This window comes from Primorskyibacter sedentarius, from assembly GCF_004342065.1.
GTDB classification, from domain to species: Bacteria; Pseudomonadota; Alphaproteobacteria; order Rhodobacterales; family Rhodobacteraceae; genus Primorskyibacter; species Primorskyibacter sedentarius.
Genome location: NZ_SLZU01000005.1, coordinates 162,257 through 184,651 on the forward strand (window position 1 = coordinate 162,257; position 22,395 = coordinate 184,651).

General features: G+C 61.1%; 22 protein-coding genes. 8 read left to right on the top strand and 14 right to left on the bottom strand.

Features of this window, described 5'->3' with window-relative positions; genetic code table 11:
- The first annotated feature begins 7 nt into the window (after window positions 1-7).
- Window positions 8-3,781, top strand: a complete 3,774-nt coding sequence (locus tag EDD52_RS09965) for an nSTAND1 domain-containing NTPase (RefSeq protein WP_132244421.1) — start codon at window positions 8-10, stop codon at window positions 3,779-3,781.
- 452 nt (window positions 3,782-4,233) lie between these two features.
- Here EDD52_RS09965 and rplT read toward each other — a convergent pair whose 3' ends face one another.
- From rplT to pyk, 4 genes are all read right to left on the bottom strand, one after another.
- Complete coding sequence (rplT, locus tag EDD52_RS09970) at window positions 4,234-4,599, bottom strand: 50S ribosomal protein L20 (RefSeq protein WP_132244423.1); 366 nt, start codon at window positions 4,597-4,599, stop codon at window positions 4,234-4,236.
- A gap of 14 nt (window positions 4,600-4,613) precedes the next feature.
- The gene (rpmI, locus tag EDD52_RS09975) at window positions 4,614-4,814 is read right to left on the bottom strand and encodes a 50S ribosomal protein L35 (protein ID WP_132244425.1); all 201 of its coding nucleotides are present in this window, start codon (window positions 4,812-4,814) and stop codon (window positions 4,614-4,616) included.
- A 123-nt stretch (window positions 4,815-4,937) separates the two neighbouring features.
- On the bottom strand, window positions 4,938-5,162 hold the full coding sequence (locus tag EDD52_RS09980) for a hypothetical protein (RefSeq protein ID WP_132244427.1): 225 nt from the start codon (window positions 5,160-5,162) through the stop codon (window positions 4,938-4,940).
- Window positions 5,163-5,201: 39 nt separating this feature from the next.
- Window positions 5,202-6,647, bottom strand: coding sequence for a pyruvate kinase (pyk, locus tag EDD52_RS09985; protein WP_132244429.1), 1,446 nt, complete (start codon window positions 6,645-6,647; stop codon window positions 5,202-5,204).
- A gap of 145 nt (window positions 6,648-6,792) precedes the next feature.
- Here pyk and EDD52_RS09990 point away from each other — a divergent pair, with 145 nt between their 5' ends.
- Genes EDD52_RS09990 through EDD52_RS10005 form a run of 4 tightly spaced genes read left to right on the top strand, consistent with a single transcriptional unit; the run spans window position 6,793 to window position 8,916 of the window.
- A complete protein-coding gene (locus tag EDD52_RS09990) occupies window positions 6,793-7,530 on the top strand; it encodes an N-formylglutamate amidohydrolase (RefSeq protein ID WP_132244431.1) in 738 nt (245 codons plus the stop codon).
- Window positions 7,531-7,551: 21 nt separating this feature from the next.
- Window positions 7,552-7,866 carry a DUF1244 domain-containing protein gene (locus EDD52_RS09995; protein WP_132244433.1) on the top strand — a complete coding sequence of 105 codons (315 nt, stop codon included), beginning with the start codon at window positions 7,552-7,554 and terminating at the stop codon, window positions 7,864-7,866.
- A 2-nt stretch (window positions 7,867-7,868) separates the two neighbouring features.
- Complete coding sequence (locus EDD52_RS10000) at window positions 7,869-8,513, top strand: DUF5671 domain-containing protein (protein WP_132244435.1); 645 nt, start codon at window positions 7,869-7,871, stop codon at window positions 8,511-8,513.
- Complete coding sequence (locus tag EDD52_RS10005; protein ID WP_132244437.1) at window positions 8,503-8,916, top strand: hypothetical protein; 414 nt, start codon at window positions 8,503-8,505, stop codon at window positions 8,914-8,916. The genes EDD52_RS10000 and EDD52_RS10005 overlap by 11 nt, the downstream gene beginning before the upstream one ends.
- 124 nt (window positions 8,917-9,040) lie before the next feature.
- Here the strand turns inward: EDD52_RS10005 and EDD52_RS23665 are convergent, their stop codons facing one another.
- The 7 genes from EDD52_RS23665 to EDD52_RS10045 form a co-directional block, all read right to left on the bottom strand.
- On the bottom strand, window positions 9,041-9,928 hold the full coding sequence (locus EDD52_RS23665; RefSeq protein ID WP_165907502.1) for a glycine-rich domain-containing protein: 888 nt from the start codon (window positions 9,926-9,928) through the stop codon (window positions 9,041-9,043).
- Window positions 9,929-10,365: 437 nt separating this feature from the next.
- Complete coding sequence (locus EDD52_RS10020; protein WP_132244443.1) at window positions 10,366-11,130, bottom strand: enoyl-CoA hydratase/isomerase family protein; 765 nt, start codon at window positions 11,128-11,130, stop codon at window positions 10,366-10,368.
- A 112-nt stretch (window positions 11,131-11,242) separates the two neighbouring features.
- Entirely contained in the window at window positions 11,243-12,040 is a 798-nt protein-coding gene (locus EDD52_RS10025; RefSeq protein ID WP_165907503.1) for an alpha/beta fold hydrolase, read from the bottom strand.
- Window positions 12,041-12,068: 28 nt separating this feature from the next.
- Complete coding sequence (locus EDD52_RS10030) at window positions 12,069-13,031, bottom strand: D-2-hydroxyacid dehydrogenase family protein (RefSeq protein WP_132244447.1); 963 nt, start codon at window positions 13,029-13,031, stop codon at window positions 12,069-12,071.
- Between the two features lie 59 nt (window positions 13,032-13,090).
- Window positions 13,091-14,041 (bottom strand): Bug family tripartite tricarboxylate transporter substrate binding protein, encoded by a 951-nt coding sequence (locus EDD52_RS10035; RefSeq protein ID WP_132244449.1) that lies wholly within the window; start codon window positions 14,039-14,041, stop codon window positions 13,091-13,093.
- 27 nt (window positions 14,042-14,068) lie between these two features.
- Entirely contained in the window at window positions 14,069-15,601 is a 1,533-nt protein-coding gene (locus tag EDD52_RS10040; protein WP_132244451.1) for a tripartite tricarboxylate transporter permease, read from the bottom strand.
- Window positions 15,601-16,050: a tripartite tricarboxylate transporter TctB family protein gene (locus EDD52_RS10045; RefSeq protein ID WP_132244453.1), complete on the bottom strand. Its 450-nt coding sequence runs from the start codon at window positions 16,048-16,050 to the stop codon at window positions 15,601-15,603. The genes EDD52_RS10040 and EDD52_RS10045 overlap by 1 nt, the downstream gene beginning before the upstream one ends.
- Before the next feature lie 478 nt (window positions 16,051-16,528).
- Between EDD52_RS10045 and EDD52_RS10050 the strand changes: the two genes are divergently transcribed.
- Window positions 16,529-17,467, top strand: coding sequence for an MBL fold metallo-hydrolase (locus EDD52_RS10050; protein ID WP_132244455.1), 939 nt, complete (start codon window positions 16,529-16,531; stop codon window positions 17,465-17,467).
- A 123-nt stretch (window positions 17,468-17,590) separates the two neighbouring features.
- On the opposite strand, the gene EDD52_RS10055 is transcribed toward EDD52_RS10050, so the two are convergent.
- The 3 genes from EDD52_RS10055 to EDD52_RS10065 are packed head-to-tail and all read right to left on the bottom strand — an operon-like array spanning window position 17,591 to window position 20,502.
- Window positions 17,591-18,913, bottom strand: a complete 1,323-nt coding sequence (locus EDD52_RS10055; RefSeq protein WP_132244457.1) for a TRAP transporter large permease — start codon at window positions 18,911-18,913, stop codon at window positions 17,591-17,593.
- 3 nt (window positions 18,914-18,916) lie between these two features.
- Window positions 18,917-19,399 carry a TRAP transporter small permease gene (locus tag EDD52_RS10060; protein WP_165907504.1) on the bottom strand — a complete coding sequence of 161 codons (483 nt, stop codon included), beginning with the start codon at window positions 19,397-19,399 and terminating at the stop codon, window positions 18,917-18,919.
- 53 nt (window positions 19,400-19,452) lie between these two features.
- Window positions 19,453-20,502 (bottom strand): TRAP transporter substrate-binding protein, encoded by a 1,050-nt coding sequence (locus EDD52_RS10065; RefSeq protein WP_132244461.1) that lies wholly within the window; start codon window positions 20,500-20,502, stop codon window positions 19,453-19,455.
- A gap of 520 nt (window positions 20,503-21,022) precedes the next feature.
- Between EDD52_RS10065 and EDD52_RS10070 the strand changes: the two genes are divergently transcribed.
- Both EDD52_RS10070 and pcaG read left to right on the top strand, forming a co-directional pair.
- Window positions 21,023-21,736, top strand: coding sequence for a dioxygenase family protein (locus EDD52_RS10070; RefSeq protein ID WP_132244463.1), 714 nt, complete (start codon window positions 21,023-21,025; stop codon window positions 21,734-21,736).
- Window positions 21,736-22,353 carry a protocatechuate 3,4-dioxygenase subunit alpha gene (gene pcaG / locus EDD52_RS10075; protein WP_165907505.1) on the top strand — a complete coding sequence of 206 codons (618 nt, stop codon included), beginning with the start codon at window positions 21,736-21,738 and terminating at the stop codon, window positions 22,351-22,353. Before EDD52_RS10070 ends, pcaG begins: the two co-directional genes overlap by 1 nt.
- The last annotated feature ends 42 nt before the right edge of the window (window positions 22,354-22,395 follow it).

A 22,395-nucleotide genomic window follows, 5' to 3' on the forward strand; every position in this document is an offset into this window, starting at 1 on the left:
CGGCGGCATGAGCACGATCTTCATCAGCCACAGCTCTGCCGACAACGCCTTGGCAAAGCAGCTTGAAGCGCGGCTGAGGCAGCAGAACCATACCTGCGTCTTCCTTGATCTTGACCCGACAAAAGGCATCGTCGCAGGCCGCAGTTGGGAAAGAACGCTGTACCGCAAGCTGCGGGCCTGCCGTGTCGTCGTCGCGATCTGCACGGAATCCTATCTGCAATCGCATTGGTGCTTTGCCGAGATTGCCCTTGCGAGGATGGAGGGCAAACCCATCGTGGCCCTGCTCGCCGATCCGCTCGCCCCGGATGCCAAGCTGCCTTCGATCATCACGGAAAAGCAGTTCATCGATCTGCGCAGCAACCCCGAGGACGGCTATCGGCGCCTCTGGCGGGGCCTGTCGGAACTTGACCTGCTCGGCACTGTGGGAGACTGGGATCCGCGATCCTCGCCCTATCTGGGCCTCAACGCCTATCATGAAGAGCATGCGCCGGTCTTTTTCGGGCGCGAAGCGGAAATCCGCGCCGGTGTCGAATTGCTGGACCGGGGGGCGCCGGGGCTGATCATGGTGCTGGGGGCCTCTGGCAGCGGCAAGTCCTCTCTCGCCCGTGCCGGCATCCTGCCGCGGCTGCGACGCGAAAGCGACCATTGGATCGTGATAGACCCATTCCGCCCCGGCCGCGACCCTTTCGCCGAACTGGCGCAATCGATCAGCAATGCCTTCCGCCGATATGCGCCCAATGCCCCTGCCGATGCGCGCAAGGCGGAAATCATCCGGCGCAGGCTGGAAGGCTGGCACAGGCACAGCCGCCCTGCCCTGCCACCGCCAGACAAGGAGGAGGCGGAACCGGCCCCCTTGGCCGATGAGCGGCTTCACAACCTGCTCGCTCGGCTCGAAGCATTGCGGCATGAACCGCCGAGCGACGCGAATGCATCGCTCATGGAATTCCTGGACTGGAGCCTCGACGACCTGCGCCGGATCTGCAGCCAGGAGACGGAAACCGCGCCATCGCGGCCCGGATCCACGCCGCTCGTCGATTATGCCTACCAATTGCGCCGCAGCGCCGGGCAGCCGCAGGCGCAGTTGCTTATTGTCATCGACCAGTTCGAGGAATTGCTTGGCCAGCCCGGCTTTGACACTCTGGCCGCGCAATTTCTGACCCTCCTTGCTGCGTCGCTGGAGGTGGAGAATTCCCCGGTCACCGCCTTTGTCACGATGCGGTCCGATTTCCTGGAATCCTTTCAACGCGTCAATGCCGATCTGGCCATAGATTTCGAGACATTGTCGCTGGGGCCCATGGCGGTCGAAGGGATGCGGCAGGTGATCGAAGCGCCCGCAAAGCTGGGGGCGATCGAGCTTGAACCGGGGCTTGCCGACCGGTTGCTTGAAGATGCCAGCACGTCCGACGCGCTGCCATTGCTGTCCTTCACGCTCTGGCTGATGTGGCGGGACTGTCACGAGACGGGCATGCTGACGTTGGATGCTTACAAGGCGTTGGGCGGGCTGGACGGGGCCGTGGCGGGCGAAGCTGACGCGATCCTTGCCCGTGCGCGGCAGCAGGGCAAGGAAGCAGAGCTTCGCACCGCGTTCCTGCAGATGGTCCGGTTGGCGGATGACGGCAAATTCGCGCGCCAGCCCGTGCCATGGGACACGCCCGAATTGCGCCCGGTCGAAGACCTGCTCGACAGTTTCGTTGAAAGGCGGCTTCTGGTTTCGCGCGCCGATGGCGGCACCCGCGTTATGGAGGTCGCGCATGAATCCCTCTTTCGGACATGGAAACCGCTCCAGAGCTGGATCGAGGATCACCGGGCGGAGTTCATGCTGCGGCAGCAGGTCCGGCACGCCGCGTTGGCATGGGACAAGAGCGGCCACCCGGCAGACCATCTGTGGCGCGGCTCGCGGCTTGAAGAGGCGGTCAAACTGCTACAGATCGGCGGTTTCGAAGGAGGGGCCGCGGAAGAAAAGACTTGCAAGTCGTTCATTCAGGCCAGCGAAGCGATGCGCCTGCGTCAGGGCCGCCGTCGGCGCAACATCGTGGTGGCCGTCACAAGCGTGCTGCTTGCGTTTCTCGGCTACGCCCTGCTGAAGGAGCACGAGGCCAAAAGCGCGGAGCGGATGAGCTGGTCCCGCCAGCAGGCGCTCGCGGCGCTGGATCTGCTGGAAACCGATCCTCAACAAAGTATCGTCACCGCCCGCCGTGCCATCTGCATGACCCAAACTTATGATGGTCTGGTTCTGGTCGATGCACAAAGCGCGCTGAACCGTGCCGTGCAGTCCGTGCAGCGGCAGGCCACTCTCAAAGCGCACGAACATGCCGTGACGGCGGTGCATTTCCTTGCACCGCGCGCGGGGGGCGAAAGCGAAAAGTCTCAGCGGATGTTGTCATTGGGCCGGGACCGTTCCGTCTTCATGTGGGACGTTCCCAGCAGCGACCCCCGCCAATGCAGCGCCATCACGCCGCCACGATCCGCGTCGAACGGCATCAGGCAGGTCGCAATTGACCCCGCCGGTCAGTTCTTCGTCGCAGCTGCTGCGGGCGGAAATGTTGATCTTTACAACACCTCTGACCGCGAAAAGGGGCCGAAACTCTCTGCGGTGCTGCCGCAGCAGAGCGAAGCCTCCGTCCTCGCCGTGGCGCCGGATAGCAGCCGCACGGCAGTTGCAGGGCGCGATGGGTCTGTGGTGATTTCCCCGGTGACCAATGCGGCGTGGACAACCACAGGCATTGCCTTGCCGCGTCAAGAGGTCCGCGTCGTCGCGATGGCTTTCAGCGAAGATGCCAGCATTTTGGCGACCGGGGGCTGGGACGGGTCCGTTGCGCTCTGGGACGCCAGCACCGGCGCGCTTCTGCATCGGCTGGAGGGGCACGCGGAAAGCATCACCGCCCTTGCGATCAGGAAGGGCACGCTGGCCAGCGCCGGATGGGACAGCGCGGTTCGCACCTGGGATTTGTCGACTGGCAAGCTATTGCATAGCTTCAAACATGGTGCGGCCGTCTCTGATCTGGTTTTCGTGGCCGAGACCGAAGCGGCCCTGGTTCTGGCCAGCGCGAGCTGGGACAAGACTGTCCGGCTGTGGGATCTTGGCGCCGGGCGGGCGCTCCATACTTTGGAACACAGCGCGCCCGTCGCCTCTTTGGCCGTAGCACCCTCCATGCCGGACGGGTCGGGGCCGGTTCGCATTGCCTCGGGCGACTGGAACGGCAGGGTCTACCTGTGGACCCTCGATCAGGGCGCAAAGCAGACTGCATCCCCCCGCGTCGTGGCGCATCATCAGCAACCCGTGAACGACCTTGGCTTCAACGCTGATGGAAGCCGCCTGGCCAGCGCCAGCGACGACGACACGATCAAGGTTACCGTCATCGCCGACGACACGGACGGGTATGATTGGAAAAGCGGGCTGGATGTCGGCCAATCTGACGAGGGAGATCAGGACGAGAAATGGATCGCCGTTATCACCGGCAGCGGCGTTCAGGTGCAGGATGCGAGGCGGGGCGATCTGCGACAGCTGATCACGGGATATTCCGGCAATCCCGAGGGCGTAGCCTTCAACACAGACGACGGCATCCGGCTGGCCATCAAGGCCGACGATCTCTTCGAATACTACCTTGACCCGGTCGACCTGATGACATGCGCGGCAGAGTTGACACCCCCCGGCACGGCTGACGACATGAAGGATATGTCGCTGACAGAGCTTTGCGAAGACGTCGCGCTGCCCACCGGAGTTGCCAGCATCTGGTCGCGGGTCCGCTCAGTCTTCGATGGCTTTTCCCGCGCCAAGTAGGTGCCGACAGGTTGACCTGCTGAACTGTCCCGCATTCCCCCAGACAACCGCCGGGCGGTATTATCGCCTAGGATCGACATCGTCAGTTCGGGATTTTTCTCTTTGCTCAAGCGGAACAGGCGTCGGAATGTCCGGCAATCGAGTCCTGATGCGGTCCTAATAGATCTCGTCGAGACGCTGGACTGTCTGCGCCGTGACATCGGCCAAGCTCTCCCCACATTTCTCCTTACTAAGGCCAACCCCATTCTTGCATAAATATCGTCAAAAGGGATTCTGGAATTTCCGCCAAACATCAGGGCCATCGCAGCTCAGTTGCATGATCGACGTGTCCCGCCAAGACAGCATCGGGCGAAGCAAACCTAATTGGGCCACCGTCTTACAATTGCCATGAAAATACGAAAAAGGCCGCCTCCGAAGAGACGGCCTCCTGACTGTATCGTTGTCTGCCGGGCTTACGCGGGCAGTGCGGCTTTCGCCTGATCCACGATTGCGTTGAACGCATCGGGTTCATGTACGGCGAGATCGGCCAGAACCTTACGGTCCACTTCGATCCCGGCAAGGCCCAGACCGTTGATGAAACGCGAATAGGTCAGCGATTCATCATAGCCGCGCACAGCAGCGTTGATCCGCTGGATCCACAGCGCGCGGAAGTTCCGCTTGCGGTTCTTGCGGTCGCGCGTGGCGTATTGGTTTGCTTTGTCGACGGCCTGACGCGCCACCTTGAAGGTGTTCTTGCGGCGGCCGTAATAGCCTTTCGCTGCGTCAGTGACTTTCTTGTGACGGGCGTGGGTTGTGGTCCCACCTTTGACTCGTGCCATTGTTCAGATCTCCTTCAGCGCGCGTAGGGCATCATCGGCTTGATGATCTTTTCATCAGCCTTGGCCAGCGTGGTGGTTCCGCGCGCATCGCGGATGAACTTGGTGGTGCGCTTGATCATGCCGTGGCGCTTGCCTGCCTGACCAGCTTTGATCCGGCCAGAGGCCGTGACCTTGAACCGCTTTTTGCAGCTCGATTTCGTCTTCATCTTGGGCATTTCCGGCTCCTCGATATTAGGTTCGGTTAAAACGCGACTCGGCATGCCACTTCGGGCCGGACGCGTGGGCGAAGTCGCCCTATAACTGCGCGGCGCGTGGATGACAAGCGCCGTTGCGAATTTTCAATTCAACCAGCCGCCGATGACACGCGCAAACGCATTTGGAACGTCCGCAAACGTGTAGCCCCCGGGAACCTGCGTATGTCCGTAAAAGACAAGCCCGCAGCCCACCAGAAACAGCAGCACGGAAAAGACCGGTTTGCGCAGATCGGCCAGGGCGGCAACCGCCCTGGGAATGGCTATCACGACAAGCAAACACCCGATGACGAGGTAAAGGTCCGTATCCATGCCCCGACCTTTCAGAAAAACGATCCCTGAGGTTCGGTTCTAGTCCGGGTCGGTGCTGAAGATCAAACGCTCATCACACGGGGCGACACGCAGGATGTTGGTGGTCCCGGGCACGTTGAAAGGCACACCCGCAGTCACCACGATCTGATCCGTGGCCGTGGCGAACCCACCGGCACGCGCCGCACGCGCGGCACTGACCACCGCCTGTTTGAAGCGTTCAAGCTCTCCGGTCATCACGCAATTCGTGCCCCAGCTCAGCGCCAGCCGACGTGCGGTGCCGCGCTGCGAGGTCATGGCGATGATCGGCACGCGGGGCCGTTCGCGCGCCGTAAGCAGCGCCGTGGTGCCCGATTGCGTGAAGCAGCAGATCGCCTTGATGTCCACATTCTCTGCAATCTCGCGTGCCGCCGACACGATTGCGTCAGATACCGAACTGCGGTCCACCTTGCGGCTCGATTCGATGATCTCGCGATAGGTTTCGTCGGATTCGACCTCGCGGGCGACGTTGTCCATCGTCTGGACAGCTTCCATCGGATACTGGCCTGCGGCGGATTCGGCCGACAGCATGATGGCATCTGCACCTTCATAAATCGCGGTGGCCACGTCCGAGACTTCGGCCCGTGTCGGCATCGGCGATTCGATCATCGATTCAAGCATCTGGGTCGCGACGATCACCGGCTTGGCGGCCTTGCGGCACTGGCGCACCAGCTGTTTCTGGATCGGCGGCACGTTCTGAACCGGCAATTCCACGCCCAGATCACCGCGCGCAACCATGATGCCGTCCGAGACTTCGAGGATCTCTTCAAAGGCTTTCACGGCTGCCGGCTTTTCGATCTTGGACAGGATCGCGGCGCGGCCATTGACCAGATCGCGCGCTTCCCAAACGTCCTTGGCGCGCTGCACGAAGCTGAGCGCCAGCCAGTCCACGCCTAGGGCGCAGACGAATTCCAGATCCTTGCGGTCTTTTTCCGACAGCGCCGCCAGGGGCAGCACAACGTCGGGCACGTTCACGCCCTTGCGGTTGGAAATCGTGCCGCCGGTGATGACGGTGCAATCTGCGAAATCAGCACCACATTTCTTGACCTTAAGACGAATTTTGCCGTCATTGACCAAGAGGTGCGAGCCGTCTTCCAGCGCTTCGAAAATCTCGGGATGCGGCAGGCGCACACGGTTGACGTCGCCCTTTGCCTCATCAAGGTCGAGCCGGAAATCTGCGCCCTCGATCAGCTCTTCTTCGCCATTGGCGAATTCGCCGACACGCAGCTTCGGGCCCTGAAGGTCAGCCAGAATGCCGATTGTCGAATCAAGATCCTTCTCGATCTTGCGGATGATCTCGTGGCGTTTTCTGATCTCATCATGGCTGCCATGGCTCATGTTCAGGCGGAACACATCGGCTCCGGCCTCATGCAACGCACGGATGGTGTCATAATCACTCGAAGCAGGGCCGAGCGTGGCGACGATCTTGACGTTACGCAGGCGTCTCATGTCAGGAAATCCTTTTGCATCTTGCACTTTGCCAGACTGGGACGCGGCGGCATTGTTACCGCTAACGGACCCCTTGGGGCCTTATTGCCCATTTCACATTCTGACGCAACTCCCGTATGTAATCGCGAAGCAGAATGAAGATCACATGACATATCAACCATATTTTATCGAAGGTGCGCAACGCCCGTCTCGCTGGATGGTGACCTGCGACCACGCAAGCAACCTTGTTCCGCCCGCTTTGGGGGGCACACTTGGCCTGCCCGAGACGGAAATGGCGCGCCATATCGCCTATGATATCGGGGCTGCAGGGGTCAGCAGAGCGCTGGCCGAAGCATTGAACGCGCCGGTTGCATTGTCCAATTTTTCGCGGCTGGTGATCGATCCCAACCGGGGCGAACAAGACCCGACCCTGTTGATGCGGCTTTATGACGGCACCGTCATTCCCGGCAACCGCCACGCCGACGCGGCAGAGCGCGAACGCCGCCTTGACGCCTATTACCGGCCCTATCACACGGCGCTGGCCGAGGTTGCCGATCTGCACCCCGAACGCGCCATTATCTCGATCCACAGCTTTACGCCTCAGTTGAAAGGCCGCCCGCCCCGGCCGTGGCATGTCGGTGTGCTGCATTCCTACGACGAGCGTCTGTCAGAACCGCTTTTCCAGCGCCTGGTGTCAGAGGGCGACTTGGTCGTCGGGATGAACCAGCCTTACGGCGGCCACCTTCCGGGCGACTCCATCGATCGCCACGCGCTGCATCACGGTCGGCTGAATGTGCTGATCGAACTGCGCCACGATCTGATCGTCACGCCTGAACAGCAACAGGCCTGGGGCCAACGTCTTGCCCCGCTGCTTGAAGCCGCGCTCGCAGATACCCAGCTTTGAGACACGCCAAGGAGAACCGACATGGACGACCAGACCCGCATAGAGCTAGAAGCCGCCGCCTTCCGTCGCCTGCGCAGGCATCTGATGGAAGACCGCACCGACGTGCAGAATATCGACATGATGAACCTTGCAGGATTCTGCCGGAACTGCCTGTCGCGCTGGTATCAGGAGGCCGCCAATGAACGTGGCATCGAGATGACCAAGGATGAGGGGCGAGAGGCGTTTTACGGCATGACGATGGCCGAATGGAAAGCCAATTATCAGACTGACGCGGGCAGCGAAAAGCAAGAGACGTTCAAGAAGGCCTTTGTCGAGAATGTCGGCCCGAAGGGCTGATCATGGTCGCCGATGACCGTCTGACCGCATTCGTGCAGGCCGCCCTTGCGGCGGGCCATCCGCGCGCGGAAATTGCCGCCCGACTTGAAGCGGCGGGATGGTCGCGGCAGGAGGTGGACACCGCATTGTCGCAATGGGCAAAGGACGGGTTTCCCCTGCCCGTACCGCGGCCTTACGCGTCGCTTGGGGCGCGAGATGCCTTTCTTTATGCGTTGATGTTCACTGCGCTGGGGATGGTGCTGGGACATGCGATAACGCTAGGCTTTGCGTTGGTCGACTTATGGCTACCCGATACGGCGGAGCGGTATGTCCCAATTGCCGCAAGAATGCGCTGGCCCATTGCCGTGCTGATCGTGTTTCTGCCGATTTTCCTGTTGCTCGACCGCCGGATGCACCGGGCAGCCCGCAAGGACAAGGCGCAACGCCGTTCCCGTATTCTGGCGGCTCTGGGGTTTCTCGCGCTCTATCTGGCCGCGCTCACGCTGGTCGGGGACGCCATTGCAGTGATCTATGCGTTCCTTTCCGGCGAATTGACGCTGCGCTTTGCCGCCAAGGCCGCGCTGGTCGCCCTTTTGGCGGCACAGGTCTTTTTCTACGTCAAAGGGCTGATGGCGCCGGATCGCAAGGAGGCCCCGAATGCGCCCTGATCGTCTGGCCGTCTGGGGCCTGACCGCAATCGTCATCGCCCTGCTTGCAGTCGCTTTTGTCCAGACCGGAGGGCCCGCCGCGGGCCGTGCCGAGGCACGCGATGCGGCCCGACTGAGCGATCTGCGTGATCTTCAACGTTTCGTTGTTTGCGTTGCGCGAAAAAGCGGAACACACAGCCTGCCCGGCACACTCGCTCCGGTCGACGCCTGCCCCGACATCACCCCGCGCGAGGACCGTTTCACCGGAACGCCCTACCGCTACGAGCGCCTGACCGACACCACGTTTCGGCTCTGCGCCAGCTTCGACGTGCCGGAGCGTATTCCTCGGGCCGCCGCCTATTCCGACGCGCCCTTCGACCCTGAAACCGGCTGTCTGACCGGCGCCTACATGCCGCCTGGCTGACAGGGGCACGCGCCCTGCCCCATCGGCACGCGCCCTGCCCCGTCGCCGCGCCTGCGGGAACTGGCAACGCAAAAGGGCGGCGCAACTTGCCCCGCCCCGTCGTTCAATTCGCTACACCGGCTATTCAGGCCGCCTTGCGACGGCGGCGCAGCAGGAGCGACCCACAACCGGCCAACAACATGCCGAAGCTCGCAGGCAGGGGCACTGGCGCGATGGCGGCATCGGCGTATTGCACGATCACGACGCCGTCTGCGCCCGCCCCGCCCATCTGATATCCCATCCCCGATTGGTAGCCACCCGATCCGCCTCCGGCACCATAGCCGATGCCACCCGTCGCACCGGCAAACGAAGCGCCGAAACCGTCGCCGCCGGCCAGGCCAAGCCCATCGATCAGAATGCCGCCGCCACCGCCGCCGCCTGCGTGGCTGCTTTCGCCTGCTAGACCACCCGCGCCCGCCGTGACGGATTGTTCGGAAATCATGCCAAGCAACGCATTCCAGGTCGCGATGCCTTGGCCCTGTCCGCCCGGATATTGCCTGCCATCCTCGCCGTCGGTGCCGCCCGCGCCGCCGATGCCCCCAAATCCGGCATTGCCCGCACCACCACCGCCAGAGCCACCGGCCCCACCGCCCTGAAAATACTCTGAGACGGAACCACCACCGGCGGCCATCAAGAGATTCCCAAAGATTGTCGTCCCGCCTTCGCCGCCAAAGCAACTGTTACCGGCACAGCCGGAATTCCCGCCACCCTCGCCTACCATGACGTTGTAGACATCACCGGCTGTCACCGAAAAGGTGCCTCCGGCGAGGTAGCCGCTGCCGCCGCCACCCCAATGCGTGCCTGCGCCGCCACCACCGCCACCGATCAGCAGGACAGTGATGCTGTCCACGGCATCGGGCACAATGAACTGGCCTGTGGCCTCAATCACCACAGTCGCTGCGGAAGCCATGCCACCGGAAACGGCCATGGCGGCGGCCGCCAATGAAATCTTTAACTTATTGGAAATGATCAAAATATTCTCCATTGAAAGACGCGCCCCCATGGCCCGGAAGACAGCGCAGAATGTTCTCTGCCGCTACCTCTACTCATGCTGAAAAACCTAACATCGATAAAATTTGCTGCAATTGCGCATTACCAAGAAGGTTAACCGCAAGGGCAGGCGCATGGTCTTGTCAGAGGACAAGCACATGTGTGCGATCCGGCCCGCCAGCCGGTTAAAGGGCGCCCGTTCAAGGGGGAGCGCCTCCACAGCCGAGCACCACTTTCTGACATTTAGAGTGGCCAAGTGGCGGCAGGTATCGGCGGCAAATTAGCTGCCGATATTGGGGCCAAGCGCGGCGGTCATGTGGAACGACCAGATCACACGACCCGCTTTTCCAGCACGCTGGGGCTTTGAACTGCGCCATGGCTTTCAGGCCGCGTCTCGCTAGAAATGCAGCCTGACCGAATTCAGCTCTTGAAGACGGGCGCACGTTTTTCGCGGAAGGCAGCCATCGCCTCGGCGGTATCCTCGGACGTGGACAGCGCCTTTGTATTGCCCTGCTCAAAGCGGTAGCCCTCATAGACAGACAGGTTCTCTGTGATCTGAAACGCTGACTTCGCGGCGCGCACGGCAGAGGGGCTCGCCTTGGCGATGTCGCGCGCAATGTCCAGTGCGGAGTCCATCAGCGCCTCTGGCGCGACACAGGCCGAAGCCACCCCTTTGAGGTACAAATCCGGGCCGTAGAAACGACGCCCCGTCAAGAGCATAAGACGGGCATCGGATTCGCCAAGGTGCCGACGTACATGCGCAACCCCGCCAGCCAGACCGACATTGACCTCCGTCATCTGAAGATAGCCTTTTTCTGAAAAAAGAAGGATGTCGCAACACAGGGCCGAAACGCAGCCCGCGCCAATCGCGGGGCCGTTGACCGCGGCAATCACCGGCTTTGGACACTCAAGAATGCAGTCAAAACTGGCGCGAACCCGACGATTATGGGCGGTGTAATTACCGGGGTCCTGGGTGGGGCGTTCAGACAGATCCGCGCCTGCCGAGAATGCCTTGCCCTCACCGGTAAGAATAATGGCGCGCACGTCGCTTCGGTCGCCAAGGCTGTCCATGACGACCTGAATTTCTTCACGCAGCTTGTTGTTTTGCGCATTTACCGGCGGCCGGGTGAAAGTGACAATGGCGACATAGTCGTTGACCGCGACATCTAGCGTTTCGAATTTCATGTTCCGGATTTCCTTGATGGCTGTGGGTGTCCGAAGGTGGCCCTCACCTTCCCGATATTCGTTGATATAGCTTTATGATTTTAGTCGAAGTATGGCAACATTGTCCGACCCTTTAAAGCGCGCCAATCCAATCAAGCATCAGCGTCGCGACCTCGGCAGGCTTTTCGTCAGGCAGGGCGTGACTGGCACCGTTTACCAGTTTCAGCGTCAGTCGCGGCCCAAATTCGCGCAGATAGAAATCACGGTCAGCTTCGGAGCGGAAAGGATCCTGCAGCCCGACGATGTCGAGCATCGGTGCGGTGCCGCTGGGCCACCAACTGTCCCGGTCGGTCCGGCCGCGCGCCGCGCGCTGTGCCCGCACCACGTCGCCGCTCCAGCCTTGCAACCAGGGGCGCGGATCGTGGTCTTCGGTGAAGAAAGCCATTTTCAGGGCGGCAAGGCGTTCGGCCTCTGGTGCGTCCGGGGTCATGGCCGTGTTGATGGCTTGCGACAATTCTTCGGGCCACTTGCCCGCACCGGCAGCAAGCAGGATCAAACCGTCGATCATTTCCGGAAAGTCCTGCGCCACGGTGCGCGCGATCCAGCAGCCATATGCGTGGCCGGTGACGATGGCACCCCCTGGCCCCATCTCGGCCCGCAGGACAGCTGCGGCATCCCCCGCGAGATCGTGGAAATCTATCGAGTCGAGCGGCCCCTCGCTGCCCCCCATTCCGCGTGGCCGTGGCATGACGACCCGCAGCCCCCCCGCTGCCAGATGCGTGGCGAGGTGAAAGAAATCCTCCGGACCGCGACCGGTGGAAGCGATCAGGCAGATCGTGCGCGCTTGGCTATGCGTTGGGCCAGTGACCGCATAGGTCACGGTGGTCGCGCCGTTGCGCAGGCTTCGCATCTCGGGGGCGGTGCAGCTCATGGACATGCTTCTCCTTCAGCAATGATTGTCAGGTAAGCGCGCGCAGGGGTCTACCTGCCTGCCAGGACAGGATGTCTTCGACAGCATCGGTGTAATAAGTGGCGTAATTCTGTTCGGTAACATATCCCACATGCGGCGTCGCCAAAACATTCGTGAGGCTGCGAAATGGGTGATCCAAGGGCAAAGGCTCGGCGTCAAAGACATCCAGAACCGCCCCGCCGATACGCTGCGCCGCCAATGCGTCTATCAGTGCGGCCTCCTCCACGATCGGACCGCGAGACGTGTTGACCAGCACGGCATCGGGTTTCATGCGCGCCAGAAGATCCCTGCCTACGAAACCCCGTGTCTGGTCAGTTAAAACAAGCTGAATCATCACCACATCGCTGGTGGCAAACAGAGTGTCGAGGGATAGCGCGGAGATGCCCAGTTCGGCGGCTCGGGCATGTGGGTCTTGCCGGGTCCAGCCGCAGACGTCCATTCCGAAGGCCTGGCCAAACCGCGCCACGGCGCGGCCCTGTTTGCCCAGCCCGACAATGCCGAGCCGCAACCCCTGCAGCGAGCGCCCAAGACCGGTTTGCCATGGCCCGCCCGCCCTGAAATTCGCGACCTCCTGAGGCAGCTGCCGCATGAAAGCGAGCAAACCTGCCCAGGCCAGCTCTGACGCAGAGCTGGCTTCGCCACGCGTGCCGCAAACGACAATGCCCAGCTTGCGCGCGGCCTCAAGATCGATGCTGCGGTTGCGCATACCGGTGGTGACAAGAAGGCGCAGATCGGGAAGCCGTGACAGGACGTCTGCCGGGAACGGCGTGCGTTCGCGCATGGCGACGACGACACTGCAACCCTGCAAAGCCGCTACAACATCATCATGACCGCCAAGATGCGTGTCGAAGCGCCGCAATTCCATAAAGGACGACACTGCCGACCAATCCGCAGAGGTTAGCGCGGCGTTCTGATAGTCGTCAAGAATTGCGCAGATCGGCAGTGTGGTCATGCGTTAAGGGCCTTTGATCGAAGGCCCCGACCGCCAGTGCGGCGGACGGGGCAGATGTGTTACTGGGCAAGGCCGCGATCAATCGCCAGCTGCTTCCAGATGTCGAGCTCTGTGTTCACCTTGTCGGTGAAACCTTCAACCGAACTGGTGTTCAGCGTCCAATCCAGCGGGGTCACGGTTTCAATGAAATCGGCATTCTGGATTGCCGCGTTCACATCGGCATTCACTTTTTCGATGATCGCCGGGTCGGTGCCAGCGGGCGCAAAGAGACCGATCCACTGTTTGATGTTCAGGCCGTCAAATCCCAGTTCTTTGGTCGACGGGACGTCTGGCAGCAACGGGATACGGTCGTCCCCGATGATCGCCAGCGGTTTGACCGCGCCGGTCTTGATGTGCTCTCCGGCAGAGCTGACGCTGGAGCCATAGATATCCGCCTCGCGGCTGAGGATCGAAACAACGGCAGGGCCGCCCCCCTTGAAATGCACGACGTCGACATTCGCACCGCTTTCCGCAAGGAACTGCTCCATCGCGAAATGCGTCGTTGTGCCCAGACCGGCGGTGGCGCCGAACTTGGGGCTTTCCTTGCTGTCGGCGATGAATTCTTCCAGCGTCTCGTAGCCGGACTCGCCATTGACCACGAGAAGGAACGAAACGAAGCCGGGATTGGCGATCGGCATAAGGTCCGCGCGCGGATCGAATGGCAGGCTGGCCTGAAGCGCGGGCGCGGTCACAAAGGCGGAACTGGTCAACAGCAGCGTCTGCCCGTCGGGTTTTGCCTGCGAGACATAGGCCGTGCCCACCATCGATCCCCCGCCGGGCCGGTTGTCAACGACCACCGGCTGGCCCCATTTTTCTTCAAGGGAGGGGGCAAGGTGGCGCATGAACACATCCGTGTTGCCCGACGGCGAATAGGGAACCACGATGGTCACCGGGCCTTCCGGGAATTCCTGCGCCTGCGCGCCATGTGCAAGGCCTAAGGCCAAGGCGGCTGTCAGAAGTAGTTTTTTCATTTTTTCCTCCGTAAATGAAATCGGTTTTCAGCTATTGCTTGGTCCGTCCGGTGCGGTATCCGGAACAATCCGGCGCTTGCGCAGATTGCTTGCCCCCATGACGCCCCAGATCAGGATCGCCGCGGTCAGGCTCAGGATGATGGCAGAGAGCGGACGCTCGATGAACGTTGCGAAGTCCCCGCGCGACAGCACCATTGCCCGTCGGAAATGTTCCTCCATCATCGGGCCCAGAACAAAGCCCAGAAGCAGCGGCGCACCGGGGAACCTGAGGATGCGCATGGCGAACCCCACGGCCCCGAAAAGGGCGACCATCCAGATGTTGAGGCTCGACATGTTGGCGGTGTATGCGCCGATGCAGATGAAGACGATCACGCTGGGGTAAAGCAGGTGGTAGGGGATGGTCAGCATCCGCACCCACAGACCGATGAACGGAATGTTCAGGACCAGCAGAATGATGTTGCCGACCCAAAAGCTCATGATCAGGCCCCAGAACAGCTCTGGCTGGCCTGAGATCAGGTTTGGCCCCGGCGCGACCCCGTGGATCATCAGCACGCCCAGCATCAGCGCCATGGTCGCACTGCCCGGCACACCCAGTGACAATGTTGGAATAAAGGCCGTCATGTCCGCGGCATTATTGGCGGATTCCGGGCCCATGATGCCTTCGATCGCGCCTTTGCCGAAACGCTCCGGCTTTTTGTTGATGCGTTTTTCAATGCCGTAGGACAGGAATGCCGCGATGGAAGGGCCGGTGCCCGGCAATGTGCCGAAGAACGACCCAAGCGCGGAGCCGCGCAACATCGGGAACCACGACCGGCCAACCTCGTCCCTGCTGGGTTTGATCGCACTCAGCTTGACACTGTCAGGGTCTATGTCCGCAGCCTGAATTCGGCGCACCGACATGATGATTTCGGCAATCCCGAAAATCCCCATCGCCAGCGCAATCAGGCTGACACCTTCAAGCAGCCCCAACACGCCAAAGGTGAAGCGGATCGTCGCGCTTTGCGTGTCCATCCCGGCCAGTCCGATGATGATGCCCAGCGTCACCATCGCCAGCCCTTTGATCGCGGATCCTTCGGCCATGGTGGACGCGGCGACCAGACCCATCAGCATGAGGGCGAAATACTCCGCAGAGCCAAATCGCAATGCGTATTCGGCAATGACCGGCGTAAAGAGCGTCAGAAGCACGATGCCGAAGGTTGCGCCAAAGAAAGAGGCGACCGTGGTCATGAAAAGCGCCACGCCACCCCTGCCCTGCCGCGCCATCGGATAGCCATCGAGGCAGGTCACCGCATTGGCCGGCGTGCCCGGCAGGTTCAGCAGGATCGAGGCTGTGCTGCCGCCATAGGTCGTGCCGTACCAGATACCGCCAAGCATGATCAGCGCCGTTGTCGGCTCCAGGTTGAATGTCAGCGGGAACAGAAGCGAGATCGCCGCAAGCACGCCCAAACCGGGGATCACCCCAATGATCGTGCCCAGCAGCGCCCCGAGGAAGCAATAGAACAGATTGGTGAGGCTAAGGGCGACGCCAAGACCGAGCCCGAGATTTGACAGCAGATCCATCAGAAGGGCCAGTTCAACAGCGGGATCCGCAGACCGAGGCAGAATACAAAGACGAAGGGGGCGAAGAGGCACAGCGCCAGACAAAGCAAGCTCAGCTCGACCGGACGGATCCGCAGTTCAGCACATGACGCGATGACCGTGGATACGATGATCGCCGGGATCAGTCCGAACGGTGCGATGAGCAGCGCGAAGGCTGCGACGCTTGTCAGAACAAAGATCGGCGAGAAGATGCGGATATCCGGACGCTCTCCCTGCCTGCGCAAAGATTGCAGCGCCAGTATCAGACCCAACCCGGCAAGCACGCCACCAAGAGCTGCGGGAAACATGCCCGGCCCCATTCGCTGCACAACACCCAGAGGGTAGGACGTGATCGAGATCACGCTCACTGCGCCGCCGATGACGATCAGCAGCCCTCCGCCGATCAGATCGGTGTAATCAAATTTGTACATCATCCCCTCCTCGTCCCCCCCTAAACGCTTGATCAGCACGCCGCGGAGTCACCGCAGAGCCGGGCCGATATGGAGGCACGGCATCCTCGAAAATGCCTTTACAGAGATAAAGCTATAAAATAGGTTTTTGTCAATCATCAATAGTGATCCGCTTGTCATGGAACGTCTCAGAGGGAGGAATAAGTGAGCATTCAAAGCCGGTTATACGACTATCTGAATGTAGCCTTGGCCGCGCTTGAACGCCCTGCACGCAAGGCATCGCACCGATTTTTCATCAGGTTAAGTCAGCCCGCCGCATCACCGCGAGCCCGCGGACGCGAGATATGACCGAGTCCCTACACGCTGCTGGCGTCAGGGCTGATCGCGCAGGCGCGGACGGTGCGGAAACAGACGTGAGGCAATGACCAGAAGCCGCAAAAAAGCTGACCCAAACAGCAACGCGGGCCCATAAACAGCAACCAAGAAAGGAACCAAAGAAATGAAACGATCCAGACTCTTCGCCTTACTGTTGGCGTGCTCTGCCCCTGTCGCGCTTAACGCCCAGACCGCAGAGATGAGCGCAACCGACTACCAGCAACGCGCCCTGGAACTGGCGGGCGACCGATTTTTGGTGACCGTACAGCGCCAATGCGGCATTGGCGGCAGCGCGGGGCTTGACGGTATAGACATGCAAGCCCCCCTTCCGGCCACGCAATTGGCGGATGACTTCTACTTCGTCGGCTTGGCCTGGGTCGGGGCTTATGCGCTGAACACACCAGAAGGCATCATCCTGATCGATTCCCTGAATACGCCCGAAGAGGTCAAAACCGTGCTGGTGCCCGGCCTTCAAGAGTTTGGCCTGAACCCGGAGGACATCCGCAAGGTCATCATCACGCATGAGCACAGCGACCACTACGGCGGCGCGAAATACCTGCGTGAAACCTATGGCGCAGAGATCATCACCTCGCCCGCCGCATGGCACGGGATCGAAACCGGCTTTGGCCGCGCGATGGGCGGCGAGAAACCCGAGCGCCAGACCGAGGTCGCCAATGGCGGCATCGTCAGCCTGGGCGGTGCAGAGGTGCAGGCCTTTCACACCCCCGGCCACACCGCCGGCACCATCTCGCTGATCGTGCCCGTGACGGTTGACGGCGCCCCGCACAAGATCGGCATGTGGGGTGGCACGGGTCTTCCTCGGGATGTGAACGGCCTGAAGACCTATGTCGCATCGCTGGAGGCGTTCCACGAACAGACAGAAGCCGCAGGTGTGGATATGGAACTGAGCAACCATCCATTCGTGGACGGCAGCGACGACATGATGGAGCTGATGCGCGCCACGCCGGATGCGCCGAACCCGCTTGTGATCGGCGTTGAAGCCTATCAGCGCTATGAAGGCGTCCTGCGTGCATGCGCGATGTCAAAGCTGGCAGAGATGTAAACCGACTTCCCGCCGCCTTGCCTGTATTGCAGGCGGCGGGGCATTCAGAAAAACAAAGCCCCGAAGCATATGCCTCGGGGCTTTGACCTGTCTGGAAAGGTGTCGTTGGGCGTCGCGAACCGATCAACCCCACCACCAGTCGACCAGACCGTAGCTGAGGACGGGCAGCAGGGTCAGTAGGACGATCCGCGTGCCCTCGGCCATGATGAAAGGCACTGTCCCGCGAAAGATCTCGCCAACCGGGATGTCCCGCGCGATTGCCGAGATGATGAACAGGTTCATCCCCACCGGCGGGGTTATCATCCCCACCTCGACCACCACCAGCGTCAGGATGCCCAGCCACAGCGCCTGTTGTTGTGCAAGCAGCCCGAAATCGAGGCTCATCATCGTTGGAAAGAACACCGGCACTGTCAGAACGATCATCGACAGGCTGTCCATAACGCAGCCCATGATCAGGTAGAACCCGATCATCAGGATCAGAACCGTCATCGGCGCAACATCGGCCGCCGCGAACCAGTCCGCCAGTGCCGTAGGCATCCGCGACAGCGCGATGGCAACGTTGAACAGATCCGCGCCAAAGATGATGACAAAGATCATCGCGCTGGCCCCGGCCGTGTCGACAAGACTGTCGATCAGGCTTTCAAGGGTCAGGGTGCGCGTCAGCAACCCTGCAAGCGCCGTCAGCACCACGCCAATGGATGCGCCCTCTGCTGGCGTAAAGAACCCGCCATAGATACCGCCCAGAACGATGATGAAAATGCTGATGATGTGCCAGATGCCACCCAGACTGCGAAAGCGTTCGCGCATCGGGGTACGTTCTTGCAAGGGCGCCGAGGCCGGGAAGAGCCGCACATAAATTGCGATGGCGATGATGAAGCCCACAACGGCAAGCAAACCCGGAAGCATCGCGGCAAGGAACAGTTTGACGATGTTCTGCTCTGTCAACAAAGCGTAGATGATCAACACGATGGACGGAGGGATCAGGATGCCCAGCGTGCCGCCTGCGGCAAGCGATCCGGACGACAACGCGCCGCTGTAATTGTGTTTCTTCATCTCGGGCAGCGCCACCTTGGCCATAGTCGACGCGGTTGCGATGGAAGAGCCAGAGATCGACCCGAACATCGCGCAGCCCGCAACCGAAGCCATGGCAAGGCCACCGCGCCAGTGCCCGATCCAGGCGTTGGAGGCAGCAAACAATGCGGCGGAAATGCCGGTACGCGTGGCGAGATGGCCCATCAGGATAAACAGCGGGATGATCGCCAGGTCATAGGACAAAAAGCGGTCCGGCCAGGCCGATGACAAATAGGCCGCAAGCCCTGCCGGGCTCGACAGCAGCATGTAGCCGACCGATCCGACGGCCGCCATTGCCAGACCGATAGGTGCGCGCAACAGCACGGCGGCGAGCAAAACGACGATCAGGACAACGGAAAGCAAAGTGGGATCCATGGCTCAGCCTCCGACTGCGGTGAATTTTGAGGGCACGATGGTCTGCGCAAAGGCAATCAGGCTGGAGCCGCCCGCGCCCAAAACAGCGGGCACGTAAGCCCACCAGAGCGGCAGAGACATCAGCATGGACCGGTCGCCGTAATCTCGCATCTCGATCAGGCCGTGGATCATGAAATAGCAAAGGATTGCCCAACCGATTGCAAAGGCCAGCAGCCAGATCCTGTCGATCTGCGCGGTAACCACGGAGGGCATCCAATTGGTGAACAGATCGACCATGACATGGCCCTTGGTCAATTGGCACAGCGGCAGGAACAGACCTGCAGCAAAGGCGCAGGACATCTCGACCAGTTCGAAGTCACCGCTGATGCCGCGCAGCCCGATGTTGCGCATGATGACAGAGGCGGTCACCGTCAGCGCGACCGCAAAGATGACAATCCCGCCTGCCCCGGCCAAGACACGGGACAGGCGATCGGTCCAGACGAGCACGGGGGGACGTCCCCCCCCGTGTGCCGGCCATATTGCGCCAAATTGCATGGCGCTCAGGCCTGACCGTCGAGCAGCGCGTTGGCGCGCGCCAGGATCGCAGCACCGTCGTGGCCCGCATCATTCAGCTTGGCCTCCCATGCTGCATAGATAGGCTGGGCTGCGTCGGCCCATTTCGCAATTTCAGCCGCTTCGATCTGGACGATCTCGTTGCCCTGCTTTTCAACCATGCCACGGCCCACGGCTTCGAATTCATCGAAGGTCTTGCCGATGCGGCGCGACAGCTCGATCCCGGAATGTGCGTCGATCACGGCGCGCAGATCGTCCGAGAGCGCCTCGTAGCTGCGCTGGTTCATCAGCAGCGCGTTGGTGTTGGCATAAAGGCCCCGCGCGCCCGGCGCCGCCTCGCAGGAATAGCTGGTCAACTCCTGCAGCTTGAAAGGCGGAACCACCTCGTAGGGCAAGCAGCAGCCGTCGATCACACCGTTGCTGAGGCCCACGACCATTTCTGTCACCGGGAAGAAGACAGGCTCTGCTCCCATGGAGGACAAAAGATCACCCATCCCGGCATTGGGGCTGCGGATTTTCTTGCCAGCCAGATCGGCTGCCGTGCGCACAGGCCCATCACGCATATGCAGTTTGCCGCCATCGTGGCTCCAGAAGGCGAGCGGCTGCATTCCCTTGAATTCGTCGCCGCCAAATTCGTTCATCAGTTGATGTACCGCGACCGAGGTTTCCTCGGCATGCGTCACCATGAAGGGCAGGCCCATTGTTTCGGCCACAAGGAACCGACCGGGCGTGTAGGTCGGCAACGCCCAGGCAATGTCGGTGATGCCCTTGCGAACCTGATCTGCCAGCTGCGGCGGCTTGCCCCCCAGCTGCATGGCCGGGAATATCTGCACCTCGATTGCCCCGTTAGAGGCATCGGACAGCTCTTTCGCCCATGGCTCAAAGAACTTGGAATGCATCGGGGCGACGGGCGGCAGGAAGTGGTGCAACCGCAGTGTCAGCTCTGCAGCATTTACGCGCGTGACAAGTGCGGGTGCCGCCAATGTGGCGCCAAGCCCTGCCAGTATCTGGCGGCGGTTCGGTTGAAGTCTGGACATATCATTCCTCCCATTGAATTGCTGGATAGCAAGCGCGTCGAAACAGTCGATCTGTCAGCCGCGCGCGCCTTCGCAGTGACATGAAGCTATGGTTGGGCGACCCATTGAGCGTCGCCGAGGCAGGTTTGCAGTTCTTGACACCCTTGCCCGCGGGTCAGTTCGTGTGACGCCGAAGCCGAAAGGCCACGGGCATCCGCAGTTCTGGTCTCCTTCGCTGCAAATGGTGCGTTACGATTCGTATAAATGATATACATAGCATTACAATTCAAATCAACTGCGCTCTCTCACCGCCCTGCCAAGTTTTGATAAGCGCCTGAAAAGCAAATAACAAAGGCGATCTCTATGCAAAACGCCGCAAGACGCGCGCTGCGCGCCTCACGATGACGTCAAATGGCGCACTCGAAATGCGCATTAAAATTATATGTGTATGTTATTGACTTTGTCATCGCGACTTGGCAATAGCTGCACAGTGCTTTTTCTATTTGCCAGACAGACAGCAAATCCGGGGAGGACTTTGCAAATGCGAAATATCCACACCACCCGCCTCTATGATCCGTGGCCCGACGGCGTTGAACCAAGCGTTCCGATCGAGGGGTATACCAACACATGGCTCTTCACCCCATCGCAACCGGCCATCCGCAAGCCCGTAACCCGAACCGAGACGACAGGCCCCGCCGAGCTGTGGCGCAAACTGATCTGTGGTGATGGCAATCTGGCTGTAACCTCGACCGGCAAATGGGCGCAGGGCCTGTATATGCGGGTCTTCGGCCAGATTCTGGACGAAGATTCCCGCCCCATCCCTAACGCCGTGGTTGAATTGTGGCAGGCCAACGCGGCCGGTCGTTACGCGCATACTCTGGACAACCGGCGCGCGCCGCTGGACCCCAATTTCCTAGGCAATGGTCGGGTCCGGTCGGACGAGAATGGTTGGTACGAATTCCACACGATCAAGCCCGGCGCCTATCCGGTACCCGTCAAGGACGCATGGTGGCGCCCGGCGCATATCCACTTTTCGGTCCTCGGGCCGGGCACCCTGTCGCGGCTGGTGACACAGATGTATTTCCCCGGCGACCCAATGAACGATTGGGATCGGATCCTGAATTCGGTCGGGGACGCCGCCGCGCGCAACCGCCTGATCGCCACTCAGCAACATCCGCGCGACGCCGGGACCGAGGCATTGGGCTACCGCTTTGACATCGTCCTGCGCGGGCGCAATGCAACGCCGGAGGCATGATGACATACAACCCAGAGAACCGCCGCTTCCCGCTGTCCCAGCACACCATCGGGCCATTCTTCCCCCCCGGCTTTTTCCAGCCGGGCGACAATGACCTGACCCGCTATTCTGCAGATGCCACCCCGACCGAGCAGGGCGAAGTTTTCATCCTGCACGGCAATGTCTGCAAAGAAGGCCGCTTGCCCGTCCCTAACATGATCCTAGAGATGTGGCAGGCCGACGCGAATGGCCGGTTCCGCAGTGAATGCGACCCCGAGGGCGATCAGGCCGACCCCGATTTCATTGCCTGGGGCCGGTCCTGGACCACGATGGAGGGTGACTATTCCTTCCGCTCCGTCTTGCCCGGATCATACGAAGAAGATGGTCAACGCCGTGCACCACATCTGAACGTTCTGCTGATGGGTATCGGGCTGATGAAGCCTGTGACGACCACACTGTACTTTCCGCAATTTGCAGAGCTGAACGCCAAGGACCCGATCCTGAACCTCGTGCCGGAACATCAGCGTGACAGGCTGCTTGTCCAACCCGATGGTGAGGTCGACGGCGTACCGGCCTACCGCTTTGATATCCTGACGCGCGGGCCTGCCGATGAAGAAACCATCTTCTTCGAGACGTAAGAGCAGCATTTCTTGACATGCTACCGCCAAAATCGGGAAGGG

Bases quoted from the DNA above. Each gene is read 5' to 3' on its own strand.
- EDD52_RS09990 (WP_132244431.1), top strand. From the start codon at position 6,793: ATGACATATCAACCATATTTTATCGAAGGTGCGCAACGCCCGTCTCGC.
- EDD52_RS10000 (WP_132244435.1), top strand. From the start codon at position 7,869: ATGGTCGCCGATGACCGTCTGACCGCATTCGTGCAGGCCGCCCTTGCG.
- EDD52_RS10045 (WP_132244453.1), bottom strand. From the start codon at position 16,050: ATGTACAAATTTGATTACACCGATCTGATCGGCGGAGGGCTGCTGATC.
- EDD52_RS10065 (WP_132244461.1), bottom strand. From the start codon at position 20,502: ATGTCCAGACTTCAACCGAACCGCCGCCAGATACTGGCAGGGCTTGGC.
- EDD52_RS10040 (WP_132244451.1), bottom strand. From the start codon at position 15,601: ATGGATCTGCTGTCAAATCTCGGGCTCGGTCTTGGCGTCGCCCTTAGC.
- rpmI (WP_132244425.1), bottom strand. From the start codon at position 4,814: ATGCCCAAGATGAAGACGAAATCGAGCTGCAAAAAGCGGTTCAAGGTC.
- EDD52_RS09995 (WP_132244433.1), top strand. From the start codon at position 7,552: ATGGACGACCAGACCCGCATAGAGCTAGAAGCCGCCGCCTTCCGTCGC.
- EDD52_RS10005 (WP_132244437.1), top strand. From the start codon at position 8,503: ATGCGCCCTGATCGTCTGGCCGTCTGGGGCCTGACCGCAATCGTCATC.
- EDD52_RS10030 (WP_132244447.1), bottom strand. From the start codon at position 13,031: ATGACCACACTGCCGATCTGCGCAATTCTTGACGACTATCAGAACGCC.
- pcaG (WP_165907505.1), top strand. From the start codon at position 21,736: ATGACATACAACCCAGAGAACCGCCGCTTCCCGCTGTCCCAGCACACC.
- EDD52_RS10070 (WP_132244463.1), top strand. From the start codon at position 21,023: ATGCGAAATATCCACACCACCCGCCTCTATGATCCGTGGCCCGACGGC.
- rplT (WP_132244423.1), bottom strand. From the start codon at position 4,599: ATGGCACGAGTCAAAGGTGGGACCACAACCCACGCCCGTCACAAGAAA.
- EDD52_RS10050 (WP_132244455.1), top strand. From the start codon at position 16,529: ATGAAACGATCCAGACTCTTCGCCTTACTGTTGGCGTGCTCTGCCCCT.
- EDD52_RS09965 (WP_132244421.1), top strand. From the start codon at position 8: ATGAGCACGATCTTCATCAGCCACAGCTCTGCCGACAACGCCTTGGCA.
- EDD52_RS10035 (WP_132244449.1), bottom strand. From the start codon at position 14,041: ATGAAAAAACTACTTCTGACAGCCGCCTTGGCCTTAGGCCTTGCACAT.
- EDD52_RS09980 (WP_132244427.1), bottom strand. From the start codon at position 5,162: ATGGATACGGACCTTTACCTCGTCATCGGGTGTTTGCTTGTCGTGATA.
- pyk (WP_132244429.1), bottom strand. From the start codon at position 6,647: ATGAGACGCCTGCGTAACGTCAAGATCGTCGCCACGCTCGGCCCTGCT.
- EDD52_RS10025 (WP_165907503.1), bottom strand. From the start codon at position 12,040: ATGAGCTGCACCGCCCCCGAGATGCGAAGCCTGCGCAACGGCGCGACC.
- EDD52_RS10020 (WP_132244443.1), bottom strand. From the start codon at position 11,130: ATGAAATTCGAAACGCTAGATGTCGCGGTCAACGACTATGTCGCCATT.
- EDD52_RS10055 (WP_132244457.1), bottom strand. From the start codon at position 18,913: ATGGATCCCACTTTGCTTTCCGTTGTCCTGATCGTCGTTTTGCTCGCC.